Raw genomic sequence first — 23,378 nt, forward strand, 5'->3', positions numbered from 1 at the left:
CGCGAAGCGCTGTTACGGGACGAGCCTGAGCAGCTTGTTGGGCGAGCCGGAGCCGACGCCGGACAGGACGTTGGACGTCGCGCCGTTGGTCAGCGCGGTGGCCACGGCCGCCGGCGAGGCGCCGGGGTGGTTCGTCAGGTAGATGGCGGCGGCGCCGGAGACGTGCGGGGCGGCGAAGGAGGTGCCGTCGCCGGTCAAGGTGGCCGTGTCGGAAGTGTTCCAGCCCGCCGTGATGGCGGACCCGGGAGCGAAGATGTCCACGGTGGAGCCGTAGTTGGAGTACGAGGCCCGCGCGTCCGTCCTGGTGGTGGCGCCCACGGTGATCGCCGTGGGCACACGGGCGGGCGAGTAATTCGCCGCGGGGGCACCCGCGTTGCCGGCCGCGATGGAGTAGGTGACCCCGGACGCGATCGAGTTCCTCACCGCGTTGTCGAGCGTTGTGCTGGCTCCGCCACCGAGCGACACATTGGCCACGGAGGAAGCGACATGGTTGGCGGTTATCCAGTCCACGCCCGCGATGACACCGGCGGTCGTACCGGAGCCGTCATTGCCGAGGACCCGCACGGCGACGATCTTCGCCTGCTTGGCCACCCCGTAGGTCGTACCGGCGACGGTTGTAGCGACGTGCGTGCCATGACCGTAGCCGTCCTGGGCGGTCGCGTCGTTGTCGACGAAGTCGTAGCCGTAGGACGCCCGGCCCGCGATCTGCTGGTGGGTGATGCGAACACCGGTGTCCAGGACATATACGGTTGTCCCGCTGCCCGCCGAATCGGGGTACGAGTAGGTGCCGTTCAGCGGGAGGTTCGCCTGGTCGACGCGGTCCAGGCCCCACGGGGCGTTGGTCTGCGTACCGGTGGCGTAGACCTTCTGGTCCTGCTCGACCGAGGCGACGGCGGGGTCGGCCGCCAGACGCTTGGCCTCCGTGGCGCTGAGGGTGGCGGCGTAGCCGTTCAGTGCGGACGTGTAGGTCCGGTTCACCTTGCCGCCGTACTCCGCGACGAGCTCCTTGCCCTGCGCGGCGGAGGCCTTGAAGCCCGCCGTCTTCTTCAGAGTGACGATGTAGCTGCCGCTGATCGCCTCGGCGGCGCCGGCGTGCAGGACTCTGCCCTCGGCCGGTGCGGCCTGGGCGGGAAGCGCGGTGCCTGCTCCGACGATCGCCGCCACGGTCGCCACTGTGGCGATTGCCGTGGCGAGCCGCCGCTGGGGGGTACGCGCTGCTGCCATGGAGTTGGTCCTCCTCGATCGGTGGCGCGCCGCTGTGCTGTGCGCGCTCAACTCGGCTGCGGCGTACGGGAGTCGGACGCCGCACAACGACGATGGACCGGGCCGTTCGAGGGCAACAAGGTGTATCCGGGAGATGTCATGACCCGGACATGGAGCGTTACGGTGCGTTTCCAGGGCGTCACAACTCGGCAATCAATCAGCCAAAGTCCCTTGGTGACTGGCCCTCAGATGCCGTGCACGAAAGGTGAGTTGTCGACCACCGGCGTGTGCGGGGTCCGGGCCCGGTACCCCGCGCGATGTGGGGTACGGCCGGCCATGGCCTTGCGGAGGCGCCGTACTGCTCCGGATCACCGTGAGGCGGCCGGGCTGTTTCTAAACCGCGAGCCGGCGCCCCAGGATCTGTTCGGCGAAAGGACGGACGTCGTGCTCGACCATGCTGATGTCCAGCTCGATATCAACCTCCGCCCCCACAAAGATCGTTGCTCCCGGCAGCGGCGGCAGCCCCGAGACTCCGAACTCGCGGCGGTCGACCCTGGCGCGCCCGGTGAAGGCCAGACGGCGTCCTCCTGTGAACGGGAAGATGTCCTCGCCAAGGAATTCACCGACGAGCGTCACCGGCCGGGTTGTACCCGCGATGGTGAGGTCGCCGTCCATGGACCAGTGACCGGCCTCGCGGCGGACGTTGTGACCATGGAACTCCATGACGGGATGGTTCGCGGAATCGAAGAACTCCGCCGAGCGGAGGTGCCGATCGCGCGCGGGCACCCCGGTGTCGACCGTCGCCGTGGCGACGCGCACCTCGGCGCTGGAGTCCTCGGCCGGGTCCGTGATGTGGAGAGTGCCCTCGACGTCCGAGAAGCGGCCGCGGACCCGCACAAACCCCAGATGCCGCGCGACGAATCCGACGCTGGAGTGCAGCGGATCGATGTGCCAGGTCCCGGTGGGCGGCGTGGCCGGGGTCACGTCGGTGGTCGCGGGATCGGTCGGCGAGACGGTCACCGCTGTGCTCCTTGGTCCAAGGGCTGACGAGGGAGCCGGACACGCGGGGCGACCTTCTCGGCGAAGAGTGCCGCCTGAGCCTCGCTGTCCGCGTTGACGGGCCAGAAGAGGAAGGAGTCAAAGCCCAGTTCCTCGCGGTACCGGAGCAGTGTGTCCACCCAGAATCCGGGCGGGCCGACAAGGTTCTGCCCCTCGAAGACGGGGCTGCCGTCACCCGTGATGGTTCCCATGACGTTGTAGATCCGCTGAACCGACCTCGGGTCACGGCCCGCCGCGGTGGCGGCCTCGTCGATCACCCGCTGAAGCTCCGGCACCCGCTCCGGCGGGGCGTAGCCGTTGGTGGGCAGCCAGCCGTCACCCAGCCGTCCGGTGATCCTGAGCATGCGGGGCCCGTAGGAGCCCACCATGATCGGGACTGGCTGGGCGGGAAACGGTCCCGGGTGCGCGCCGCTGATGTGGTGGTACTTCCCGTCGAAGCGTACGGAGCGCCGCGCCGGGTCGCTCATGGCCTTCATCACCTGCATGGCCTCCTCGAAGGCGCCGGTGGCCTGGGCCGGGCTGTACTGGGGTCCGCCGTACGCCGCGGTCGCGGGAGGCGCGGCTCCCGCGCCCACGCCGAGGACGACTCTGCCTCCGCTCAGGGTGCTGAGTGTGGAGGCGGCCTTGATCAGTTGCGCCGGCGGCCGCAGCACCGTGTTGGCGACGTTGGTCATCAAGGTCACGCGCCGCGTGGTGGCCGCCAGCGAGGTGATCAGTGTCCAGGCGTCGAGGAACTCCGGGTGGTAGAGGTGGTCCTGCACGCCGACGAAGTCGAGCCCGGACTCGTCCGCGCGGTGTGCCAGCCGACGTGCTGTTTCCAGGCCCGTGGCGGCGGGGTCGATGTTGAGTCCGACGGAACCGGTCGGGATTCCCATGGTCTTCTCCCTGCTGTGCGCGCCGGCTGTGTCGGCGCCGGCGCTCCGATGTATCTGCCGGTGCAACTATTGTGGGTACAGATATATTTCCCGGGTGGAGCGGAGCCGATGTATGCACGACGACGAACTGGACCGGCGGGCCCTGGGCGCATGGCGGGATTTCATCCTCGCGTACCACCACATCACCCGCGCGATGGAGCGGGAGATGAGTGAGCGGGCGGGGCTCACGTTGTCCCAGTACGACGTGCTGCTGCGGCTGTCGGAGTCGCGCGAGGGCAGGATGCGCATGAGCGACCTCGCCGACGCCATTGTCTACAGCACCGGCGGCCTGACCCGCCTGTTGGAGCGTATGGACAAGGCCGGTCTGGTGGAGCGGCTGCACTCGGCGGAGGACCGCCGTGTCGTCCATGCCGTGCTCACCGACGACGGGCGCCGCCGGCTCGCCGAAGCCTCACGCATCCACCTCGAAGGCATCAGGCATCACTTCACGCGGTACCTGCGGCCCGAAGAGGCGCTGCCCGTCAGTGAGTTCATGCACCGGGTGCACGGTGCCGCCCGGAGGTGACGCGGCAGGCGCACGCGGGCGGACCAAGGGCGGAAGCACTTGGTCCGCCCGCCTCCGGAACCGGCTCGCTCAGTGCCCCTCCGTCCGGCGCCCCAGGGCCCTCTCGCGGTACCGGAGACCGATGACGCCTGCCAGCGTCCAGGCACTCAGTACCGCCACGGCCCTGGCCACACCGTCCCCGTGAAAGAACGCCAGGCCGTTGACGGCCCGCACCCCCACCCCGACGGGCAGGACGAAGGAGAACGGGTGGAGCCAGCCGGGAAGGAAGTACGCGGGCAGACTCCCACCGCTGGTCGCGTTGCCGAGGGTCATGAACAACACTGCCGCACTGCTGGAACCGACAACACCAAAGGTGCGTACAAGGGTCATGGTGGCGGCCCCTACGGCGAGGGCGACCAGTGCCACCAGACCGGCGACACCGAGAAAAGGCGCGGGCAGTACATCGAAGGCCCGGACCACGGCCGCCACGACCACTCCACCGCCGGCCCCGAACACGGCCAGGCTGGCAAGCCGTTGGCGCAACGCGATGCGGGGCGCCAACTGGTAGGTCATGATGCCGAACAGATAGCCGGACAACACCAGGCCGAATGTCGTGTAGAACACAACGAGTCCACGGGTGTCCCGGGGTGATGCCGGGACGACATCGAGGCTCTCCGGCCTTTCGCCGTCGGTGGCGGCCCGGGCGAAGGCGTCCGTCACAAGGCCGGTGACCGACGGACCGTGCGCACCGGCGTAGAGCACCCGAGGACCGGCCGCGGCGCGTGGCTCGTAGACGGCGAAGACCTCGCCGTGCTCGACGGCGGCGCGCCCCGCGCTCTCGTCCGGCAGCGCTCCGACCTGGAAGGCATGGGGAGCCCGGTCCCTCAGCAGTGCCTCCATGCGCTCCGCGTCGGCAGCCGTGCCGACGACCGCGACGGGCAGATCGCGCGGCACCGGCGCGTGGAAGGCGGCGAGATACACACTGATGAAGATCGCCCCGATCACCACCACTATGGCGACCGGCGCGAACACCGCTCTGTTTCCGCTCAGCCCCGTCCGGACAGGAGCGGACCCGATGTGGCGCCCCATGGCGGGCAGGGAACGGTCCTCGGTGCCGCGGGTTCCGATGGGCGTGACGGGCATGTCGTGGTCCTTGCTGGTGAGCGAGCCGGGCCGAGCGCGAGGGCTTCCGACGTCGGTGAAGCGGAAGGGGAGAGCCTCATCGGCGGAGAAAGTGAGCCCGACAGCGAGACAGGATGTTTAGTTCGTTGCGCAACGAACTATACACAGCTCGTCGTGCGCCACACCCGGCCGGTGAGGCGCACGCCGGGGAGGCGCGGCTACGGCCTGACACCGGAAAAGGGCGCCCGACCAGGACCGAAGCCCGTCAGGCGCCCCTTCACCACATCCGCGGATCGGTCCTCGGCGTCAGCGCGATCCACGGACCGAGCAGATCGCCGAACCGATCACCGAGGACACGGCGTCCGGATGAGAGATGAGCGTCAGGTGAGAACCGCCCTGGAACTTCGTGACCTTGGAGTGCGCCCGTCGCGCCATCATCTCCTCGGACTCCGGAGTGATGATCTGGTCGCCGGTACTGATGAAGTACCAGGAAGGGATCTTCCTCCACGCCTCGTACTTCGACGGTGTGCTGAACGCCGCGCTGGAGGCGGCCCGCTGCGTGGCCCAGAGGTCGGCTGCCTGACCGGCCGGCAGGTCCCCCGCGAAGTTCTTCAGGAAGACGTCCTTCTTCAGGTACAGGTCCGCCGCGCCACTTGGCGCTCCCGGATACGGCACCTTGTCGTACAGCTCCTCGGGAGGGGACGTGTTGAGGGCCGATGTCTCGCCGCTGAGTTCTCCGGTGGTCTCGCCGATCGCCGGCGCCGCGGCGTCGACGTAGACAAGAGCCTTGACGTTGTCGGTCTGGGCCGCCGCGTTGGTGATGACGGAACCGCCGTAGGAGTGGCCGGCCAGCACGACCGGGCCCTTGATGGTGCGGAGGAACTCGGCGACCGTCCGGGAATCGCTGGTGAGATCCCGCAGTGGGTTGCCGATGGCACGTACGGGATAGCCTGCCTCCCGCAACAGCCTCACTTCGCCGCTCCAGCTCGAGGTGTCGGCCCAGGCGCCGTGGATGAGGACGACGGTGGGCTTTCCCGTCTTCGGTGCCTTGCAGTCCGCGAGTTCCGATACGAGCGACGTGGAGGCGTTGTGTTCTTGGGCCGCGGACGCGCTCGATGTCGTCAGCGCGGCGGCTGTGAGACATGTGCAGAGCGACGTGACGATCGCGGCGAGGCGCAACGAACTGCGCGACACGTGGCAGGCCATGGAAGAACCTCCCGGCTTGTAGCTGCGTCACTGGGGCAGACGCCGTGGGACTCATAGTGGGGCGCGGCGCCGCATCCGGCGAGCCGGAGATCTCCGGCCGCCACAGAGCGGCCCGCGCCGTGCTGACCACGGCGCACTCCTTCCGGCACGAGTCCCGCGCCGGAAGAGCCGCACCCCGTGTCACCGGCGGGCAAGGAGACCGTTGTCCCCGATGGTGTAGGCCATCCAGGTGGCCGCATGGATGACCCGGGACGACGCGTCACAGGGAAATGGCTCCGTCCCCAGCGCGCTGGAAGGGCACCGCAGCGCGACGATCGCCCCGCGCGGCGTCCCGCACCACCTCAAGCGCGGTGCGCGCGAAGACCCGGACGGCGCCGGTGTTGTCCCCGGCCCGCCACACCAGGCCGTATCCGATGGGATCGGCGTCCTCGAACGGCAGATACGAGACACCGGGCCGGGTGTAGTACGTGGCGGTGTGCGCGGCCGACAGCAGCGCTCCCCTGCCGCCAGCGACCAGCATGAGGGCCTCCTGCATATTGGTGACCGCCGGGCCCCGGCCGATCGGTCTGCCGCTGGGCGTGTGCGCCGGCACCTGGTGCTCCAGGCGGTAGTCCGGGACCTCGCCGGCGATGGTCAGCAGCGGCACACCGGCCAGGTCTTCGAGGGAGACCTTCTCTCCCTCGGACAGCGGGTGCGCGCTGGAGATCGCCAGTACGCGCTCCTCCATGAGCAGCGTGGGCCCCCCGCCCAGATCCTTCTCACGCACGGGAAGTTCCGAGAGCTGGACGTCGAACTCGCCCTTGCGCAGCTGCCCGAACGGGTCCGAGAGCGGCACCTCGCAGATCTCGACGCCCAGCTCCGGGTGGCTGGCGCGCAGCGCCTCCGCGGCCTTCATCACGATCTCCCCGGCCGGCGGCCCGGAGAACCCGACATGCAGCACCCCGTTGATGACGCGCGCGGCCGCGGCGGCCCGCGCGACGGCGGCCTCCACCGCGCGGTGGTGCGGTTCGAGGTCGTCGCGGAGCTGCCGGCCCAGGGCGGTGAGGGCGACGCGGCGGCTCGTACGGACGAACAGCGGGGCGCCGACGCGGCGCTCCAGACGCTGGATGAGCTGGCTCACCCTGGCCCGCGACAGACGCAGCCGGTCGGCCGTACGGCCGAAATGCAGCTCCTCGGCGAGGATGAGAAAGCATTCCAGTTCAACGCGTTCCATGGATGTCCCCAGATCGGTAAGCCTGGCTGAACGAACGTTGCGGCCTTCCCCGTTGTTCCCTTCCCCGGGGCTGATCGATGGTGGTGGGGCCAAGAACTTCCCTACACCATCGAGGAATTCAGATGAGTGCGCGTGACTGGGGCGTGCTGTTCGTCCTGTGCGGTGCGATCTTCCTGGAAGGCATCGACGTGGCCATGCTCAATGTGGCCCTGCCGTCCATCCGCTCCGACCTCGGCCTGTCCACCGGCGAGCTGCAGTGGGTGATGAGCGCGTACGTCCTCGGCTACGGCGGTTTCATGCTGCTGGGAGGGCGGGCCGCCGATCTCTTCGGCCGGCGCCGGATGTTCGTCTTCTGGCTCACCGTCTTCCTGCTCTTCTCCGGCCTCGGCGGATTCGCCACCGACGGCTGGACGCTGATCGTCGCGCGATTCGTCACCGGCGTCGCCGCCGCCTTCATGACCCCGGCCGGGCTCTCGATCATCACGACGAGTTTTGCCGAGGGCCCGCAGCGCGACAAGGCCCTGCTGGTCTACTCCGGCACCGCCGCGGGCGGCTTCTCGATCGGTCTGGTCGTCGGCGGGCTGCTCGCGGCGGCCGACTGGCGGTGGGTGTTCTTCGCCCCGGTCGTCCTGTCCTCCGTCATCCTGGCCGCCGCGCTCGCGCTCCTGCCGCGCTCGCCCCGGACGGACCGGGCCGGACAGGGCGTCGACCTGGCCGGATCGGTCAGCATCACCGGCGCCATCGTGCTGCTCGTCCTCGCCGTCGAACGCGCCTCTCACACGGGCGTCGGCTGGACACTCGGGACATTGGCGGCGGGTCTGGTCCTCCTCGCGGCCTTTGTCGCCGTCGAGCGGCGCTCGCCCTCCCCGCTCGTGCGCCTGGGCATCCTCCGCAACAGTTCGCTGGTCCGGGCCAACCTCGCGGGGCTGCTGTTCGCGGCCGGCTTCTTCGGGTTCCAGTTCATCGTGGTGCTGTACCTCCAGGAACTGCGCGGCTGGTCGACGCTGCAGACGAGCTTCGCGATGATCGTCATCGGCATCGACGCGATCCTCTCGCCCACACTCACCCCCAGGCTGGTGCGCCGGTTCGGCAACGCCAAGGTGATCTCCGGCGGACTGCTGCTGGCCGCGCTCGCGTACGCCCTGTTCCTGCCCGTCGGGGCGGACTGGACGTATCCGGTGATGTTCCCGGCGCTGATCACCCTTGGCCTCGCCTTCGCGCTGGCCTACGGCCCTCTCACCATCGTCGCCCTGGACGGTGTCGAGGAGCGGGAGCAGGGGCTGGCCGGCGGCCTGCTCTACACCTCCTTCCAGTTCGGCGCCGCTCTCGGGCTCTCCACCGTCACCGCGGTCAATGTGGCGGCGACCGATTCGGACGCGCCGGCGGACCTGCTCGACGGCTACCACGCCGCCCTGGTCGTCCCGCTCGCCGCCGCTCTGCTCGCCCTCCTGGTCAGTGTTTTCGGGCTGCGGTCGCCGAGGGGCAAGGCACTCGCACACGACGACGTCCCGGGCCGGGCCGGCACACCCGCTCCCCACTGATCGCGCAAGGAGCCGTTCATGACCGCCAAAGCCACTGACTTCGCCGACATCAGAGAGACCTTCTTCAGCTATGTCCGCAGTATCAAATACGCCACGATGATCACCGTCGACGGGAAGAACCGCCCACGGGCCCGGGTGCTGCTGCCGGTCTGGGAGGTCGTGGACGGCCGCCCGATCGGCTGGCTCGCCGCCTACCGGACCCTCGTCAAGACGGCACATCTCGCGGGCAATCCGCACACCACGTACTCGTACTGGAGCCCCCGTCAGGATGCCGTCTTCGTCGACAGTCTCTCGGCCTGGGCCGAGGACAAGGAGACCAGACAGCATGTCTGGGATCTGTACCTCAAGGGCGGTCCGCCGGGGGTGGGTTACGACCCGGTCCAGTACTGGCCCGGCGGCCCCGATGATCCCCAGTACCACGTGATCCGTATCGATCCCTGGCGGATCCAGCTCGTCCGGGGCTCGGACCTGAGCAGCACCATCTGGTATCTCGACGGCTGAGCCGATGCGTCCGGCAGGCGGCGGTCCCGGTCGCCGGGGTGGTGTGCCGGCGCGGGCGCCGACCGTGACCGGGCCCTCGTCAGCGCCCGTCGCGCTGAACGGCGGTCGCCTCGCGCAGGGCGTCGAGCAGTCTGCGCACGGCGGGCTGGACGGGCGTCGTGTCCCGTACCGCGGCGTAGATCGTTCTGACCGGCTCCGGGTTGCGGATCGGGCGTACGACCACACCGGGGTGGCGGCTGCCGAGACCCATGTCCGGGATCAGGCTGACACCGAGCCCGGCGGCGACAAACCCCTGCGCCGTGGCGTAATCGCCGCTCTCCACCACGAAGTTCGGACTGAAACCGGCCGCACCGCAAGCGTCGAGAACGGGGGCGAGACAGGGGCCCGGCTGATCGTTGCCGACCCATGGCTCGTCGGCGAGATCGGTCAGATCGAGCTCCTGCTTGGCGGTGAGCCGATGCCCCTCGGGCAGCACGGCGAAGTACCTGTCGTCGAGCAGACGCACGAACCGGATGCCATCGACGGAGAGCTGTGCCGGAGGCCGGACCACCAGCGCTATGTCTGCCAGCCGGTCCCGCACTTCCGGCAGCGGGTCCTCGGGATCGCTCAGCTTCAGTTCGACCTGTACACCGGGCCGCCCGCGACGGAGCGCCGCGACGGCGGGCGCCACCAGAGTGGCGCCCGCCGTCGCGAAGTAGCGGACCACCACCCGGCCCGTGCGCCCGGCCCGCAGCTCGGCCAGCGCCACCTCCGCCTCGGCGAAGTGCCGGTCGATGACGGCCGCGTAATCGGTGAGCAGCCGCCCGGCGTCCGTCGGGCGCACGCCTCGGCCGGTCCGCTCCAGCAGGGTGATGCCTGCTTCCTTCTCCAGCACGGCCATCTGCTGGCTGACCGCCGAGGGGGTGTATCCGAGATTCCGTGCCGCCGCGGTGACCGATCCACTGGTGACCACCGCCCGCAGCAACTGCATACGCCGTCTGTCGAGCATATAGAAGAGCTTAACTCTTCCTCCAGATCTTTTCGCTTGTCTTACAGCAGCCATCAAGGCACCGTACGACCAGGACCCCTTGGACCACCTGCCGGGAGGCGGACAGTGCTCAGCGGCTCACGCGGAACTCTCCTACGTATGGCGGTCCTCGCCCTCCTGTGGGGGTCGGGCTTCCTCTGGATAAAAGTCGCCCTCGACGGCGGTCTGTCGCCCCTCCACATCACCGTCATCCGGTGCGCGCTGGGAGCGCTGGTCCTCCTGGTGCTGGCGCGGTCCGCCCGCCAGCGGCTGCCGCGCGACCGCAGGACATGGGGCCATCTCGTCGTGGCCGCCTTCTTCTGCAACGCCCTGCCGTTCTTTCTCTTCAGCTACGGCGAACAGACCGTCGACTCCGGTGTCGCCGGTGTCCTCAACGCCACAACTCCCCTGTGGTCCTTCGCCATTGGGGTCGTACTCGGCATGGAGCGCGGCTTCCGTCCGCTGCGGCTGACCGGCCTCCTGCTCGGCTTCGCCGGCGTTCTGCTCATCTTCGCGCCCTGGCACCAGACCGGCCTGACCGGCAGGGGCGCGCTGGCCCTCCTCGCGGCGGCTCTCAGTTACGCCGTGGCCTTCGCCTATATGGCCCGCCATCTCATCGGCCGGGAGACCGCCCCGCTTGCCCTCTCGGCGGCCCAGCTCGTCATGGCGACCGGGCTGACGATATCCGTCCTCCCCGCGGCTCCCAGCGCCCCGGCCACACCCACACTCACCGCGTGGATCGCCGTCGTCGTGCTGGGCATCTGCGGCACGGGCATCACGTTCCACCTCAACTCCCAGCTCATCGCGGACGAGGGCCCGACCGCCGCCGCGACCGTCGGCTATCTGTTACCGGTGGTCTCGGTGGCCCTGGGCGCGATCGTGCTGGACGAAGAGCTGGGGCTCCGCGTCATCGCGGGGATGGCCGTGGTGCTCCTCGGTGTGGGACTGACGCGCGGCCGGAAACACAGCCCCGGTCCTGCCGCCGAGGTCACCACCGCACAGCGGCGAGGCACCGGCTCACCGAGCGAAGCGATCTCCGGATCAACCACCGGATCAACCACCGGAACGACCACCGGATCAACCACCGGATGAACGGATCATGCAGTCCAACTCCCCCTGGCGGAACGCCGACTTCCGCGCACTGTTCACCGCGACCAGCCTCAGCCAGTTCGGCACCAACATCGGCTATGTCGCCGTCCCTCTCATCGCCGTGTCCGCTCTCGACGCGGGCCCCGGCCAGGTCGGCGCGCTGGCCACACTGAGCACCGTCGCCTTTCTCCTCATCGGTCTGCCCGCCGGAGCGTGGGTGGACCGGATGCGCCATACGCGGGTGCTGATCACCGCGGACCTGGCACGAGCGGTGCTGTCCGCCTCCGTCCCGCTGGCCTGGTGGCTGGACACCCTGTCCCTCTGGCAGTTGTATGTCGTCGTCGTGCTGAACGGCTGCGCCACCGTCTTCTTCGACGTCGGCTCGCAGAGCGTGCTGCCGAAACTGGTCGGCCGTGACGGTCTGGTGCAGGCCAACTCCGCGGTGATGACACTCATAGCCGTCGGCAATGTGGCCGGACGGGGTGCGGGCGGCGGGCTCGTCCAGCTCCTCACGGCGCCCGTGGCCGTGGCGTGCACCGCCGTGAGCTATCTGGCCTCTGCCCTGCGCCTCGGTGTCATCCGCGGCACGGCGTCCCCCGCGCCGCCGCCCGGCCGGCCCACCCGGCTTGCGGCGCAGATCGGAGAAGGGCTGCGCCATGTCTTCGGCAACAGGGAGCTACGGGCTCTCGCGCTGACCGCGGCCCTCACCAACTTCGGCTACCAGATCATCAACACCATGCTGCCCGTGCTGTTCGTCCGCGAACTCGGCCTCTCCGCCGGGGCCCTGGGGCTGTTCTGGGCCGTGGGCGGAGTCGGTCTGCTCCTCGGCGCCCGGTGCGCCCGCCCCGTCGCCCGGCGTCTGGGGTACGGCCGCACTCTGGGCCTCGCCGGGCTGTGTCTGGCGCCCGCCGGATTGCTCATACCGCTCATCGACCGTGGCCCCTGGCTGTGGGCGGCGGGATTCGGCTGGACGCTGGCGATGTTCAAGACGGGGATGGACAACGTGCTCGGTGTGAGTCTGCGGCAGCACATGACAGCCGATTCCCTCCTCGGCCGTATGAACGCCACCTTCCGCTTCCTGCTCACCGGCTCTCTCGCCATCGGCTCCGCCGTGGCGGGCGTGATCGGCCAACTGGCCACCGTGCACACCACGCTGTGGGTGGGCGGCGCTGTGGTGGCGACGGCTTTCCTGCCCGTCTTCCTCTCTCCGGTCCGCACCCGCCGGGAACTGCCGCAGGACGGCGTTCAGCCGGAGCGTCCGGTACGAGAACGATCCTCCGCCGTGCGATGCGCCGCACCGGACGCCCCGGGCTGATCCACGAAGGCCGACGGAAGAGCGGCTAGTCAAATCCGACGCGGGCGGCGATGGGCAGGTGGTCGCTGCCCGTCGCGGGCAACGACCAGACACGTGCCACGCCGCCCGAGCGCACCATGATCTGATCGATCCGGGCCAGCGGAAAGGACGCGGGCCAGCTGAACGCGAACCCGGAGCGTGGCGTGTTCAGTCGGTCGGTGACCGGAGCCAGACCGCGGTCGTCCACCGTGCTGTTGAGGTCTCCGAGCAGAATCACCCTGTCCAGCCGTTCAGCGGCCAGCGCCGCCCCGAGCAGAGCGGCGCTCTCGTCCCGCCTCGCCGAGGTGAGGCCCCCACTCAAACCGATACGAACCGACGGAAGGTGGGCGACATACACTGCGACATCGCCGTGCGGAGTCCTGGCGGTCGCTCTCATCCCACGGTCCCAGCCCTCCTCGATGCCCTCCGGCCTGATGTCCACCCGTCGCACATCGACAAGAGGGAACCTCGACCACAGTCCAACCGTCCCCACGGTCGCGTGATGGGGATAGTCCGGCGCCAGAGCCGCCGCGAACTCCGGCAGGGCGGGCGGTGTCAGCTCCTGCAGAGCGATGAGCCCGGCTCCGGGCCCGAGAAGCTCTCGGGCAGTGCCCGAAGGATCCGGGTTCTCATCGCTGACATTGTGCTGGACCACGGTGAGGTCCGGCGCCGGTCCCGTACGGGAAACCAGCAGGCCACCGAAGAGACTGACCCAAGCCACCACGGGCAGCAACGACGCGCAGAACACGACGACCGATCGGCGCAGCAAGGCCAGAAGGAGGAGGACCGGGACGCTCAGCCCGAGCCAGGGAAGAAAGGTCTCAAGAAGACTTCCCAGCCTGCCGGCCTCATTCGGCACCGCGGTGTGGAAGACCAGCAGACTTGCCACCAGCACAGCGAGCAGGACCGGGACACGGTCCCACATCCCCTGACCGAGGAACCGCGAACGGGACCTCACCATGCCTGTCCCCATGCCGCCCTTCCCGCCTGTCCCCGTCCGCGCGTTGCCGTGCGGCCCACGCGTGTCACGGCCACGAACACGAGCCGCACGATACGACGACGCCGGGACCGCCGATCCGGTTCCCGGCCGCGCCTCGCCACGCGGAGCGGAGACACGTGCGTACCGCCGTACGGGCCGGGGCCCGGTGCGCAGCTCGGCCCGTACGGCGGCGAGACCTGCGGAGACAACCGGGGCCCGGCGGACGCGCCGGCCAGAACGAGCGGGCGCCCCCGGGATCACCCGGCGGCCACGGTCGGCCCCGGCACCGGACCCGGTCTATGCCTTGGCGACCGGCCGGTAGGTACACACATTCACACCCGCGCCGCTGGTGACGGTGGAGACCAGTTCCAGCGTGCGCAGCACACCGTCGTCGAGGAAGATCCGCTTACCGCCGCCGAGCAGGACCGGCATGATCATGAGCCGGAGTTCGTCGACCAGGCCCTCACTCAGGAGAGTACGTGCGAGCGTGGGGCTCCCCATGACCAGCAGGTCGCCGCCGTCGGTCCCGTGCAGTTCCCGGATGTGCCCGATGGCCTTGTCACCGGGGATGCGCGTGGTGTTCTCCCATGTCAGCCCGGTGTCGTCCAGCGTTCTGGAGACGACGTACTTCGGGATGGCGTTCATCCGGTCGGCGAACGGGTCACCGGCCCGCTCGGGCCACGCGGCGGCCATCGTCTGCCAGGTGCGGCGCCCGAACAGCAGCGCCCCGGCATTGGTCATCGCGTTGTCGAAGGCTCCGCCCACCACCTCCGGGTCGAAGAACGGGTGCGACCAGCCGCCGTGGGCGAAGCCGCCGTCGGTGTCCTCCTCGGGTCCGCCCGGCGCCTGCACAACGCCGTCCAGGCTCATGAATTCACTGATCACCACGCGCATGGGGACCGCTCCTGTTCCTCGTTGGGGAGTTACGGTGACTGAGACCGCCGCGACGCTCCGAAATCATCGCGGCCACTCGATCACACGGTGGTGATCCGGGCCACATGGTTCAGTGTTGTTGCGGGGGCTCATGGATCCGGCGGAGTTCCAACGGCGCGGGCCTGGGCAGGGGTTCGGCGTGGTCGGCCCGGAAGGACTGGAGGAGATAGGCGACCAGTCGCCGTGACGCGGCCAGTGAGACCTCGGGCGACTCTCCTTCAAGACCGCCGTTGGCGAGCAGCAGGAGGGTGATGTCGCTGCGGTCGAAGTCCTGGCGCAGCTTCCCGGTCTCCTTGGCGCGCCGCACCAGTTGGTCGATGCCCTCCTCGGCGCGGGCGCGTTCGCGGTCGTAGTCGGCGCTGCCGGGGAACTGCGAGAGGAACGCACCGGTGAAACCGCGGTCGACGGCCTGCATCGTGCACACCCTCTCGATGACGGAGCAGAACCCCCGCCAGGGATCCGGGTCCTCCAGCGCCTCGTCGAGCACCCCCAGGCAGAGTTCCATCTGCTCGGCGAACGCCTCGGTCACCAGCGAGGCACGGGTGGGAAAACGCCGGTAGAGGGTGGCGACGCCGACACCGGCCCGCCGGGCGATCGCCGAGATGGGCACGTCGATCCCGTGAGCGGCATAGGCATCGCGGGCGGCCCGGAGAATGCGCTCGCGGTTGTGCCGGGCGTCGGCGCGCAACTCCCTCGTCGCGGGGCCCCGGTCGGAACCGGCGGCGTCGGCCTCTTCCTTTTGAGAGGGCTGAGCAGGCATGTCTCTCACTTTAACGGAAGTGGAGGGGAGCAACCGGTTACGCCGTTAGCCTGGAAATCCAAGTGGCGGCCTCCACCACTTGTGTGTGCCGCACCGGCACCGGGCAGCAGAGAACAGGACCAGACATGAACGAGATGCGCGCGGCGCTCTACGACCGGTACGGCCCCCCGGAGGTGCTGTACGAGGGCAGAGTCCCCGTACCGGTCCGCAAGCGGGGCGAGGTACTGGTGCGGGTTCACGCCGCCAGTGTCAACGGGGGCGAACCGTACGGACGGGCCGGACGGGTGCCTCTGGTGACCGGCCGCCGCTTTCCCAAGCGTACGGGGATCGACTTCGCCGGTGAGATCGCCGAGGTGGACGCGGCCGTCAGCGGGCTGCGCGAGGGTGACCGGGTATGGGGCGCACTGCCGCGCCGGTTCGGCAGCGCGGCCGAGTACGTGGCCGTCCACCCGAGGCAGGTCTCCCTCGCCCCTGAGAACCTCACTTTTGAACAGGCCGCCTCTCTTCCGGTCGGCGGCACGACCTCCATTACGGCGCTGCGTGTCAAGGCGCGGCTCAAGCCGGGTGAACGTCTTCTGGTGCGTGGCGCCGGCGGCGGAGTCGGCAGTGTCGCCGTCCAGCTCGGCAAGGCACTCGGCGCCCATGTCACCGCGCTGGCGGGCCCGAAGAGCCTTGATTTCGTCAAGGACCTGGGGGCGGACGAGGCCATCGGTCACACCACCACTCGCCTGTCCGACCTGGGCACCTTCGATGTCGTCATGGACACCGTCGGCACCGGGCACCGCTCCTTGCGGCGGCTGCTGGCGCCGGGCGGACGCATGGTGGCCATCGCCTTCGACGTCCATCACATACCTGCCAGTGTCGGCTACATTCTCGTCTCCGCCGCCCACGGCCCGCGCAGGGTGCGCTTCTTCAGCGGCAACCCACAGCGTGAGCTGTTCGCAGAGCTGACCCGGTACGTGGAGAGCGGTGCCATCCGCCATGTGGTGGACACCGTGCACCCGCTTGCCGGCATCGCCGCCGCCCACCGGGCTCTGGAGGCCGGTGGTGTACGGGGAAAACACATCATCCGGATCGTGTGACACCGCCGCCATCAGCGACCGCGCGGCCTCGGAACCGCCGTCGCGCCCCTATCCGTGTCAGTCGGGTGAGCGGGGCGGCTACGGGGTGTTTGCCGGGGCACCGTCCCGTACGGAAGGGGAGCCGGCCAGGTGCTTGCCGAAGAATTCGGTGAGCTTGGCGACGGCGGGGGTGACATATGCGCCCTTGTCGTACAGGTCGATGTGGGTGGCGCCGTCGATGACGACCAGTTCCTTGGGCTCGGCCGCCTTCTCGATCGCTTCCCGGCTGAAGTAGGCGCTCTCCGCCTCCGAACCGACGATCACCAGCAGGGGACGGGGCGAGATGAGCCGGATCATCGCGTACGAGTCGTACTGGGCGAGCAGGTCGACGCCGCGCAGCACCGCAGCACCCATCCCTGGTTCGCGCGGGGGTGGTGGCCGCGCGGGGTGCGGTAGAACTCGAATGTCTCGCGGAACTGCCTGGTGGCGGTCTCCAGCAGTTCCTCGGCGTTGTCGAGTTGTCGCTTCAGGACCCCGACTTCCGGCGGTGGTGGGGCGCCCACCATGTCGCCGGCCCGGGCACGGGCACAAAAGTCCTGCACCATCCGATCGCAGGACAGCTCACCCTCGACTGGTCCTTTCTCACCTGCACCACCGATCCCGACCAGCAGCTCATCACCCTGACCGCCGAGCCCGGCACTCCCAGCCACGACCGTTTGAGCATCCTCGCTTCATGGACCGAGCGATCCGCCGGCCACTCCGCGCCAGACCGCTGAGACGGACCGCGCCGGCCGCCCGGCCCGGCGGCTCGCACCCGCCCTACGCGGCAGGCGGCCGGACGGCGGTGGATTCGCGGACGACGAGGCGGTATCCGGGCCGGGGCCGCCTGGGCTCGGGCAGGGCGGACCCCGCGAGCCGTTCGACGAGAATGTCGACGGCGAGCCGGGCGATGGCCTGTTTGTCCGGTGCGATCGTGGTGAGGGTGGTGGCGCCGTAACGGCACTCCTCGATGTCGTCGAATCCGATGACGGCCACGTCCTCGGGGACCCGCAGTCCGCGTTCGGTGAGTGTGCGCATGGCGCCCATGGCGATGAGGTCGTTGTAGGCGAAGACGGCGTCGGGCTGTTCGCCGCGGTCCAGCAGTGCCGCCATGGCCGCGGCGCCGTCCCCCCGCCCGTATCCGTCGGTGACCACCACCAGGGCTTCCTCGGGTGTGACACCGGCCGCGGTCAGTTCCTCGCGCCAGCCACGCAGCCGCAGATGCGCGGGCTGGCGCTCGCGGCCGGTGCGTGAGCCCAGGAACGCGATCCTGCGGTGGCCCTGGTCGATGAGATGCCGCACCGCGGTGCGGGCCGCCGCGACGTTGTCGATCGCGATGTGGTCGTAAGGGGCCTCGTACTCCCGCTCGCCGAGCAGCACCAGCGGCGCCGTCTCGGTACGGGCCATCAGGTCCTCGGTCTCCAGGTGGATCGGGCTGAGGATGAGTCCGTCGATGACATGGGACCGGAATCCCTGGCTGACCAGGAGTTCCTTCTCCCGCAGCCCGGCGGTGTGATCGACCAGGACGGTGTAGTCGTGCCGCGCCGCCGCGTCGACGACCGCGCCCGCGAGCTCGGCGAAGTACGGGTTGCCGAACTCCGGGACCGCCAGCGCGATAATGCCGGTGCGGCCCTTGCGCAGATGGCGGGCGGTGAGGTTCGGGCGGTAGCCGAGTTCATCGATGGCCTGCTGCACTTTGGCCCGCATCTGGGGCGTGACGTGCTGGTAGTTGTTCACCACGTTCGACACGGTCTTGATGGAAACGCCCGCCCGCTGCGCAACGTCCTTGAGGCTGACGCCCACGGCACTCCTTGGTTCGACATGGCTCAGTTCGGCATGACCCGGCCGGGTCCCGGCCGGGTCAGGTGGATCCGCGGCCTCGCGCGAGACAGCGCTGCGCCACAACGACGACAATAAGGAAACCGCCGCTGACCACCGATTGGTAGGAGGAGTTGAGCGAGCCGATCTGGTTGATCAGGTTCTGGATGACGGCCAGCAGCAGCACACCCCAGAGGGTGCCGCTCACCGTACCGGCACCGCCTATGAGCAGGGTGCCGCCGATGACGACGGCCGAGATCGCGTCGAGCTCCATGCCCACACCGACGATGGTCACGCCGGAGGAGAGCCGGGCCGCGCTGAGCGCTCCGGCGAGTCCGGCCAGCAATCCGCTCAGGGTGTAGACGAGGATCTTGGTGCGGGCGACGGGCAGGCCCATCAGAGTCGCGGCGTCGCCGCTGCCGCCGACGGCGAACAGCGTCTGTCCGAATGAGGTGCGCTGGAGCAGCAGGCCGCCGGCGCCGAACAGCGCCAGCGCGATCAGGACGGGATGGCCGAAGCCGCCCACGCTGCCCTGACCGAGTTCGGCGAAAGCGGAGCCCTTGGGTACCAGATAGGTGGTCGCGCCCTCGTCGGTGACGGCGAGCAGCAGGCCGCGCGCGGCGAGCAGGGTGGCGAGTGTGACGATGAACGGCGCCATTCCGGCGCGTGCCACGAGGAGTCCGTTGAGCAGGCCGATGCCACCGCACACCACGAGGGGCACCAGCAGCGCGGGCAGCAGTCCCCACTGCGAGGCCCAGGCCGCGAGCACGCCGCCGAGCGCGAATACGGACCCGACGGACAGGTCGATGCCACCGCTGATGATGACCAGGGTCATCCCGAGGGCGACCACGGCCAGAAAGGACGCCTGTACGGTCACACCGCGCGCGTTGTCGAGGGTGGCGAACGTCGGGTAGACGTATGAGGCGACGAGCACGACGGCCAGCAGCACGGCGAGGACACCCTGGCGCCGGACGAGTCCGGCGAGGCGGCGCACCCCGCCCGGCCCGGTACCGGCCGCCGGTGGTGGTGTGATGCTTCCGGGCGCGGCGGTCCCCGGGCCCGGGGACCGCGTCCCGTCCATGGGGACGGATGTGGTTTCGTTCATCGGGACCGACGCTCCCGGGCGACATAGACAGCGGCCACGATGATGGCCGCCTGGGCGATCTGAGCGGTGGAGTCGGGCAGGTCGTGCTTGACGAGAGTGGCCCGGAGCAACTGCATCAGCAGGGCTCCGGCGACGGTGCCGAGCACACGTACGGAGCCACCGCTGAGCGGGGTGCCGCCGACCACGACCGCGGTGATGGCGGAGAGTTCCATCAGAGTGCCGAGGGAGGAGGGATCGCTCGCGGTGAGCCTGGCGGTGGCGAGGATGCCGGCGAGCGCGGCCAATACGCCGCAGAGCACATACACCCCTGTCAGAACACGGCGGACCGGCAGTCCGGCCAGCGCGGCGGCGGACCTGTTGCCTCCGACGGCGACAAGCCGGCGGCCGAACGTGGTGCGCCGCACCAGCAGGGCGACGGCGACGGCAAGCACTCCGGCGATCAGGACGACCAGGGGGACGCCGAGGAAGGAGCCGGTGCCGAGCGCCAGCACATCGGGGTTGACGATCTGTTTGAGCCGGCCGTCGGCCACCACCAGGGCCAGCCCCCGGCCGCCGACGAACAACGCGAGGGTGGCGACGATGGGCTGTAGCCCGATCACCGAGACGAGCGCCCCGTTGACCGCTCCGACGACCGCGCCCGCGAGCAGTGCGACGGCGAGCGCGGGCACCAGCCCGTAGCCGAGATAGAGCGGCAGCAGCGCGGTGGCGAGCGCCATGGTCGAGCCGACGGACAGGTCGACGCCCTCGGTGCCGATGACCAGGGCCATCCCGAGGGCCACGATGACGACGGGGGCGACCTGGACGAGCTGGGTACGCAGATTGCCGGCGGTCATGAAGTGGTCGGTGAACAGCGCGTTGAAGAGCAGCAGCACCGCCACGGCCATGTACACGCCGTACTCCTGGTACCAGGAGGGATCGCGCAGCCGCGCGAACGCGCTCGCCGGCGGCGAGACGGTGGCCTGGGCCTGGGTCATCGGGGGTCCTCCTCAGCGGCCGGTGTCCGCTGCTCGGGCGCCGGCGGCCGGTCGGCGAGCACGGCGAGGAGCCGGCTCTCACTCACCTCGTCGCCCACCAGCTCGCCCGCCGGGGCGCCGCCGCGCAGCACAAGGATCCGGTCGGCGCCCTCGACGAGTTCCTCGATGTCGGAGGAGATGAGCAGCACGGCGAGGCCCTCCCGGGCGAGTTCGTCGATGAGGCGCTGCACCTCGGCCTTGGCGCCGACGTCGATGCCCCGGGTGGGTTCGTCCAGCAGCAGCACTGTGGGTTCCAGGCAGAGCCAGCGCGCGAGCAGCACCTTCTGCTGGTTGCCGCCGGAGAGTTCGCCGACCTTCTGTTCCGGGCTGGACGCCTTGATCCGCAGGCGTTTCACAAAGATGTCGACCACGCGGTCCTGCCGGGAGCGGGAGACGATTCCGGCGCGGGAGAGGCGGGGCAGGGCGGCCAGCACGATGTTCTCGCGCACGGAGAGCCCCGGGACGATGCCTTCGGCCTTGCGGTCCTCGGGCAGCAGGCTGATGCCCGCGCGGACGGCGCCGGCGGAGGTGAGCCGGCGCAGCCGCCGTCCGCCGACGGTGAGTTCCCCGGCGTCCAGGTCGAGGGCGCCCGCGAGTGCCTTCGCCGTCTCGCTGCGGCCGGAGCCCAGGAGGCCGCCGAGGCCGAGTACCTCTCCCGCGTACATCGACAGTGAGACGCCGTGGAGCCGGTGGCGGGCGGCCAGGCCGGTGGCGGTGAGCACCGGAGCGCGGGCGGCGTCGTGCCCCTCGGCGGCGAAGCTGGTCACGCCGGTCCGCCTGACCTCGGACAGGTCCCTGCCGAGCATCATCGACACCAGCCGCATCCTGTTGATCCCGGCGAGGTCGCCGGTGTGGATGTGGCGGCCGTCGCGGAGCACGGTGACCCGGTCGCAGATCCGGTAGAGCTCGTCCAGGCGATGGCTGACATAGAGCACGGCTGTGCCGCGTGCGCGTAGCTGGGCGATGACCCGGAAGAGGGTCTCTACCTCGCGGGGTTCCAGTGAGGAGGTGGGTTCGTCCATGACCACGACACGCGCGTCGAGGGAGACGGCCCGGGCGAGCGCGACCATCTGCTGGGTGCCGAGTCCGAGCCGGCGCAGGGGGCTTCGGGGATCGACGCGTATGCCGAACCCGTCGAGCAGTCCGACGGCCTCGCGGTTCATCCGGGCGAAGTCGATCAGCCCCAGCCTGTTCCTCGGTTCGCGGCCGAGGAAGATGTTGCGCGCCACGCTCATCAGCGGGACGAGGTTCACCTCCTGGTAGACGGTGGAGATGCCGGCTCGTTGTGCCTCGGAGGGACGGGCGAACCTCACCGGCTCGCCCGCCATGCGCAGTTCTCCCCCGTCGGGGCGGTAGACGCCGGTGAGCACCTTGATGAGCGTGGACTTGCCCGCGCCGTTCTCCCCGACAAGGGCGTGGGTCTCCCCGGCGCGCAGGGAGAAGGAGACGTTGTCGAGCGCGCGGACGCCCGGGAACCGTTTGCTGATTGAGCGCGCTTCGAGCACCGCGCCGGTCCCGGCGGGCGCGTCCTGCCGCCGTTCCTGGGGGTGCGATTCGGGTGGTGCCATGGGTCGTCTGGCCTTCCGCTGTCCAGAGGGATGGCGCCGGCGGCCGCCGTGACGGTCGTACGGGGCACAACGGCGGTGGAGGAGCCGGGCGCGTGGATCAGTAGGCTCCGCCGAGCGACGCCTTGGCGTTGGACTCGTCGTACGCGCGGTCGCTGATGATGACGTTCTCCGGGATCTGCTCACCGGCATAGAACTTCCGGGCGGTGGCGAAGGCCAGTGGTCCGAAGCGGGGGTTGGACTCGATGACGGCGTTGTACTCGCCGTTGACGAGGGCCTGGACCGCGTTGCGGGTGCCGTCGACGGAGACGATCTTCACGTCCTTGCCGGGCTTCTTCCCGGCCGCCTTCAGCGCGGTGACGGCGCCGAGGCCCATCTCGTCGTTCTCGGCGTAGACGGCGGTGATGCCGGGCTTGGACTGGATGAGCTGCTCCATCACCTGCTGGCCCTTGTCGCGGGCGAACTCCCCGGTCTGCTGGGCGACGATCTCCAGCCCGGGGGCCTCGGCCGCGATCCGGTCGACAAAGCCCTTGGTGCGATCGGTCGTGACGTTGTTGCCCGAGGCGCCGAGCAGGATGGCGACCTTGCCCTTGCCGTCGGTCGCCTTGATCATCGCGTCGGCCGCGCGCCTGCCCTGCTCCACGAAATCGGAGCCGAGGAAGGCCACATAGTCCTCGCAGGCGGTGGAGTTGACCTTGCGGTCGATCGTGAGGACGGGCACCTTCTTGGCGGCGGCGGCCTTGAGGGCGGGCTCCAGACCGTCCGAGTTGAGCGGCGCGACGATCAGGAACTGCGCGCCCTGCGCGAGCATGTCCTGGATGTCGCTGATCTGCTTGGAGAGCTGCGACTGCGCGTTGGTGGTGAGCAGTTTCCCGACTCCGACCCTGGCGGCCTCGTCCTTGATGGACTGGGTCTCGGCGATACGGAAGGGGTTGGCCTCCTTCTCCGACTGGGAGAAGCCGACCACCGCGTCCTTGAGGTCGAGCGCGGGCGCGCCGTACGTCCGGAGCGAACAGCCGCGACCTGAGCCGCCGTCAGGAGTGGTGGCCGCCTGTGCTTCCTGACCGCTGTCACCGCTGTCACCGCCGGTGGTCTCCGACTTGGCACATCCGGAGGCGGCCAGTGTGGCGGTGGCGGCGAGGAGGCAGGCCGCGGCGAGGGTACGGGATCGGCGCTGGGTCATCATGCTCGGGACGCTCCTTGACGGGATGACCGCACGCCGTCCGGCGTGCGTCGGGGCATGGCGGAACGATGTGCGGGCCGGGTCCGCGGCCGGCTTCGGCGCACGCTCCACGCCCGTGTCGAACTGGGTGACACCACGGTCGTGAGAGCCCGCGCGGCCTGTCCGCGACTCGGTTTACAACGTTATATATGCGGTGTGACACAGGCGGCAAGAGAGCGGTGGACGCCTTT

Annotated in this window: 22 protein-coding genes and 1 pseudogene; 7 read left to right on the top strand and 16 right to left on the bottom strand. The window is 69.7% G+C overall.

Going from position 1 to position 23,378, the window contains the following annotated elements; genetic code table 11:
* Nucleotides 1-12 precede the first annotated feature (12 nt).
* From ABZ707_RS19180 to ABZ707_RS19190, 3 genes are all read right to left on the bottom strand, one after another.
* Nucleotides 13-1,224: a S8 family peptidase gene (locus tag ABZ707_RS19180; RefSeq protein WP_360175848.1), complete on the bottom strand. Its 1,212-nt coding sequence runs from the start codon at nt 1,222-1,224 to the stop codon at nt 13-15.
* Nucleotides 1,225-1,596: 372 nt separating this feature from the next.
* Nucleotides 1,597-2,223, bottom strand: coding sequence for a YceI family protein (locus ABZ707_RS19185; protein WP_360175851.1), 627 nt, complete (start codon nt 2,221-2,223; stop codon nt 1,597-1,599).
* A complete protein-coding gene (locus ABZ707_RS19190) occupies nt 2,220-3,137 on the bottom strand; it encodes an LLM class flavin-dependent oxidoreductase (protein ID WP_360175854.1) in 918 nt (305 codons plus the stop codon). Before ABZ707_RS19190 ends, ABZ707_RS19185 begins: the two co-directional genes overlap by 4 nt.
* A gap of 112 nt (nt 3,138-3,249) precedes the next feature.
* Here ABZ707_RS19190 and ABZ707_RS19195 point away from each other — a divergent pair, with 112 nt between their 5' ends.
* On the top strand, nt 3,250-3,702 hold the full coding sequence (locus ABZ707_RS19195; RefSeq protein ID WP_360175857.1) for a MarR family transcriptional regulator: 453 nt from the start codon (nt 3,250-3,252) through the stop codon (nt 3,700-3,702).
* A 69-nt stretch (nt 3,703-3,771) separates the two neighbouring features.
* On the opposite strand, the gene ABZ707_RS19200 is transcribed toward ABZ707_RS19195, so the two are convergent.
* From ABZ707_RS19200 to ABZ707_RS19210, 3 genes are all read right to left on the bottom strand, one after another.
* On the bottom strand, nt 3,772-4,824 hold the full coding sequence (locus tag ABZ707_RS19200; RefSeq protein ID WP_360175860.1) for an ABC transporter permease: 1,053 nt from the start codon (nt 4,822-4,824) through the stop codon (nt 3,772-3,774).
* Between the two features lie 285 nt (nt 4,825-5,109).
* Nucleotides 5,110-6,009: an alpha/beta hydrolase gene (locus ABZ707_RS19205; protein WP_360175863.1), complete on the bottom strand. Its 900-nt coding sequence runs from the start codon at nt 6,007-6,009 to the stop codon at nt 5,110-5,112.
* A 259-nt stretch (nt 6,010-6,268) separates the two neighbouring features.
* Entirely contained in the window at nt 6,269-7,222 is a 954-nt protein-coding gene (locus ABZ707_RS19210; RefSeq protein ID WP_360175866.1) for a LysR family transcriptional regulator, read from the bottom strand.
* A gap of 122 nt (nt 7,223-7,344) precedes the next feature.
* Here ABZ707_RS19210 and ABZ707_RS19215 point away from each other — a divergent pair, with 122 nt between their 5' ends.
* Both ABZ707_RS19215 and ABZ707_RS19220 read left to right on the top strand, forming a co-directional pair.
* Nucleotides 7,345-8,763, top strand: coding sequence for an MFS transporter (locus tag ABZ707_RS19215; protein ID WP_360175869.1), 1,419 nt, complete (start codon nt 7,345-7,347; stop codon nt 8,761-8,763).
* 18 nt (nt 8,764-8,781) lie between these two features.
* On the top strand, nt 8,782-9,264 hold the full coding sequence (locus tag ABZ707_RS19220; RefSeq protein ID WP_360175872.1) for a pyridoxamine 5'-phosphate oxidase family protein: 483 nt from the start codon (nt 8,782-8,784) through the stop codon (nt 9,262-9,264).
* A gap of 79 nt (nt 9,265-9,343) precedes the next feature.
* Here the strand turns inward: ABZ707_RS19220 and ABZ707_RS19225 are convergent, their stop codons facing one another.
* Entirely contained in the window at nt 9,344-10,252 is a 909-nt protein-coding gene (locus tag ABZ707_RS19225) for a LysR family transcriptional regulator (protein WP_360175875.1), read from the bottom strand.
* Nucleotides 10,253-10,390: 138 nt separating this feature from the next.
* Here ABZ707_RS19225 and ABZ707_RS19230 point away from each other — a divergent pair, with 138 nt between their 5' ends.
* A complete protein-coding gene (locus ABZ707_RS19230) occupies nt 10,391-11,362 on the top strand; it encodes a DMT family transporter (RefSeq protein ID WP_360175878.1) in 972 nt (323 codons plus the stop codon).
* Between the two features lie 7 nt (nt 11,363-11,369).
* Nucleotides 11,370-12,674: an MFS transporter gene (locus ABZ707_RS19235; RefSeq protein WP_360175881.1), complete on the top strand. Its 1,305-nt coding sequence runs from the start codon at nt 11,370-11,372 to the stop codon at nt 12,672-12,674.
* Nucleotides 12,675-12,699: 25 nt separating this feature from the next.
* Here ABZ707_RS19235 and ABZ707_RS19240 read toward each other — a convergent pair whose 3' ends face one another.
* From ABZ707_RS19240 to ABZ707_RS19250, 3 genes are all read right to left on the bottom strand, one after another.
* On the bottom strand, nt 12,700-13,653 hold the full coding sequence (locus ABZ707_RS19240) for an endonuclease/exonuclease/phosphatase family protein (protein WP_360175884.1): 954 nt from the start codon (nt 13,651-13,653) through the stop codon (nt 12,700-12,702).
* 315 nt (nt 13,654-13,968) lie between these two features.
* On the bottom strand, nt 13,969-14,565 hold the full coding sequence (locus ABZ707_RS19245) for a dihydrofolate reductase family protein (protein WP_360175887.1): 597 nt from the start codon (nt 14,563-14,565) through the stop codon (nt 13,969-13,971).
* A gap of 109 nt (nt 14,566-14,674) precedes the next feature.
* Complete coding sequence (locus tag ABZ707_RS19250; protein WP_360175890.1) at nt 14,675-15,364, bottom strand: helix-turn-helix domain-containing protein; 690 nt, start codon at nt 15,362-15,364, stop codon at nt 14,675-14,677.
* Nucleotides 15,365-15,489: 125 nt separating this feature from the next.
* On the opposite strand from ABZ707_RS19250, the gene ABZ707_RS19255 reads away from it, so the two are divergent.
* Nucleotides 15,490-16,446 (top strand): NAD(P)-dependent alcohol dehydrogenase, encoded by a 957-nt coding sequence (locus ABZ707_RS19255; RefSeq protein ID WP_360175893.1) that lies wholly within the window; start codon nt 15,490-15,492, stop codon nt 16,444-16,446.
* 78 nt (nt 16,447-16,524) lie between these two features.
* Here the strand turns inward: ABZ707_RS19255 and ABZ707_RS19260 are convergent, their stop codons facing one another.
* Nucleotides 16,525-16,839, bottom strand: coding sequence for an alpha/beta hydrolase (locus ABZ707_RS19260; RefSeq protein ID WP_360175896.1), 315 nt, complete (start codon nt 16,837-16,839; stop codon nt 16,525-16,527).
* An 89-nt stretch (nt 16,840-16,928) separates the two neighbouring features.
* Here ABZ707_RS19260 and ABZ707_RS19265 point away from each other — a divergent pair.
* Nucleotides 16,929-17,201 (top strand): annotated as a pseudogene (locus tag ABZ707_RS19265) (transcriptional regulator); the annotation flags it as partial.
* A gap of 43 nt (nt 17,202-17,244) precedes the next feature.
* Here the strand turns inward: ABZ707_RS19265 and ABZ707_RS19270 are convergent.
* The 5 genes from ABZ707_RS19270 to ABZ707_RS19290 form a co-directional block, all read right to left on the bottom strand.
* The gene (locus ABZ707_RS19270) at nt 17,245-18,267 is read right to left on the bottom strand and encodes a LacI family DNA-binding transcriptional regulator (protein WP_360175899.1); all 1,023 of its coding nucleotides are present in this window, start codon (nt 18,265-18,267) and stop codon (nt 17,245-17,247) included.
* A gap of 58 nt (nt 18,268-18,325) precedes the next feature.
* Nucleotides 18,326-19,387 carry an ABC transporter permease gene (locus tag ABZ707_RS19275; protein WP_360175902.1) on the bottom strand — a complete coding sequence of 354 codons (1,062 nt, stop codon included), beginning with the start codon at nt 19,385-19,387 and terminating at the stop codon, nt 18,326-18,328.
* On the bottom strand, nt 19,384-20,361 hold the full coding sequence (locus ABZ707_RS19280) for an ABC transporter permease (RefSeq protein ID WP_360175905.1): 978 nt from the start codon (nt 20,359-20,361) through the stop codon (nt 19,384-19,386). Before ABZ707_RS19280 ends, ABZ707_RS19275 begins: the two co-directional genes overlap by 4 nt.
* Complete coding sequence (locus ABZ707_RS19285; protein WP_360175908.1) at nt 20,358-21,968, bottom strand: sugar ABC transporter ATP-binding protein; 1,611 nt, start codon at nt 21,966-21,968, stop codon at nt 20,358-20,360. Before ABZ707_RS19285 ends, ABZ707_RS19280 begins: the two co-directional genes overlap by 4 nt.
* Before the next feature lie 97 nt (nt 21,969-22,065).
* Nucleotides 22,066-23,151 (bottom strand): ABC transporter substrate-binding protein, encoded by a 1,086-nt coding sequence (locus tag ABZ707_RS19290; protein ID WP_360175911.1) that lies wholly within the window; start codon nt 23,149-23,151, stop codon nt 22,066-22,068.
* Nucleotides 23,152-23,378: the final 227 nt, after the last annotated feature.

The organism is Streptomyces sp. NPDC006923 (assembly GCF_040635655.1).
Taxonomy (GTDB): domain Bacteria; phylum Actinomycetota; class Actinomycetes; order Streptomycetales; family Streptomycetaceae; genus Streptomyces.

Bases quoted from the DNA above. Each gene is read 5' to 3' on its own strand.
- ABZ707_RS19225 (WP_360175875.1), bottom strand. From the start codon at position 10,252: ATGCTCGACAGACGGCGTATGCAGTTGCTGCGGGCGGTGGTCACCAGT.
- ABZ707_RS19205 (WP_360175863.1), bottom strand. From the start codon at position 6,009: ATGGCCTGCCACGTGTCGCGCAGTTCGTTGCGCCTCGCCGCGATCGTC.
- ABZ707_RS19195 (WP_360175857.1), top strand. From the start codon at position 3,250: ATGCACGACGACGAACTGGACCGGCGGGCCCTGGGCGCATGGCGGGAT.
- ABZ707_RS19220 (WP_360175872.1), top strand. From the start codon at position 8,782: ATGACCGCCAAAGCCACTGACTTCGCCGACATCAGAGAGACCTTCTTC.
- ABZ707_RS19290 (WP_360175911.1), bottom strand. From the start codon at position 23,151: ATGATGACCCAGCGCCGATCCCGTACCCTCGCCGCGGCCTGCCTCCTC.
- ABZ707_RS19230 (WP_360175878.1), top strand. From the start codon at position 10,391: ATGGCGGTCCTCGCCCTCCTGTGGGGGTCGGGCTTCCTCTGGATAAAA.
- ABZ707_RS19275 (WP_360175902.1), bottom strand. From the start codon at position 19,387: ATGAACGAAACCACATCCGTCCCCATGGACGGGACGCGGTCCCCGGGC.
- ABZ707_RS19240 (WP_360175884.1), bottom strand. From the start codon at position 13,653: ATGGTGAGGTCCCGTTCGCGGTTCCTCGGTCAGGGGATGTGGGACCGT.
- ABZ707_RS19180 (WP_360175848.1), bottom strand. From the start codon at position 1,224: ATGGCAGCAGCGCGTACCCCCCAGCGGCGGCTCGCCACGGCAATCGCC.
- ABZ707_RS19260 (WP_360175896.1), bottom strand. From the start codon at position 16,839: ATGGGTGCTGCGGTGCTGCGCGGCGTCGACCTGCTCGCCCAGTACGAC.
- ABZ707_RS19255 (WP_360175893.1), top strand. From the start codon at position 15,490: ATGAACGAGATGCGCGCGGCGCTCTACGACCGGTACGGCCCCCCGGAG.
- ABZ707_RS19215 (WP_360175869.1), top strand. From the start codon at position 7,345: ATGAGTGCGCGTGACTGGGGCGTGCTGTTCGTCCTGTGCGGTGCGATC.
- ABZ707_RS19235 (WP_360175881.1), top strand. From the start codon at position 11,370: ATGCAGTCCAACTCCCCCTGGCGGAACGCCGACTTCCGCGCACTGTTC.
- ABZ707_RS19210 (WP_360175866.1), bottom strand. From the start codon at position 7,222: ATGGAACGCGTTGAACTGGAATGCTTTCTCATCCTCGCCGAGGAGCTG.
- ABZ707_RS19285 (WP_360175908.1), bottom strand. From the start codon at position 21,968: ATGGCACCACCCGAATCGCACCCCCAGGAACGGCGGCAGGACGCGCCC.
- ABZ707_RS19245 (WP_360175887.1), bottom strand. From the start codon at position 14,565: ATGCGCGTGGTGATCAGTGAATTCATGAGCCTGGACGGCGTTGTGCAG.
- ABZ707_RS19280 (WP_360175905.1), bottom strand. From the start codon at position 20,361: ATGACCCAGGCCCAGGCCACCGTCTCGCCGCCGGCGAGCGCGTTCGCG.
- ABZ707_RS19200 (WP_360175860.1), bottom strand. From the start codon at position 4,824: ATGCCCGTCACGCCCATCGGAACCCGCGGCACCGAGGACCGTTCCCTG.
- ABZ707_RS19250 (WP_360175890.1), bottom strand. From the start codon at position 15,364: ATGCCTGCTCAGCCCTCTCAAAAGGAAGAGGCCGACGCCGCCGGTTCC.
- ABZ707_RS19190 (WP_360175854.1), bottom strand. From the start codon at position 3,137: ATGGGAATCCCGACCGGTTCCGTCGGACTCAACATCGACCCCGCCGCC.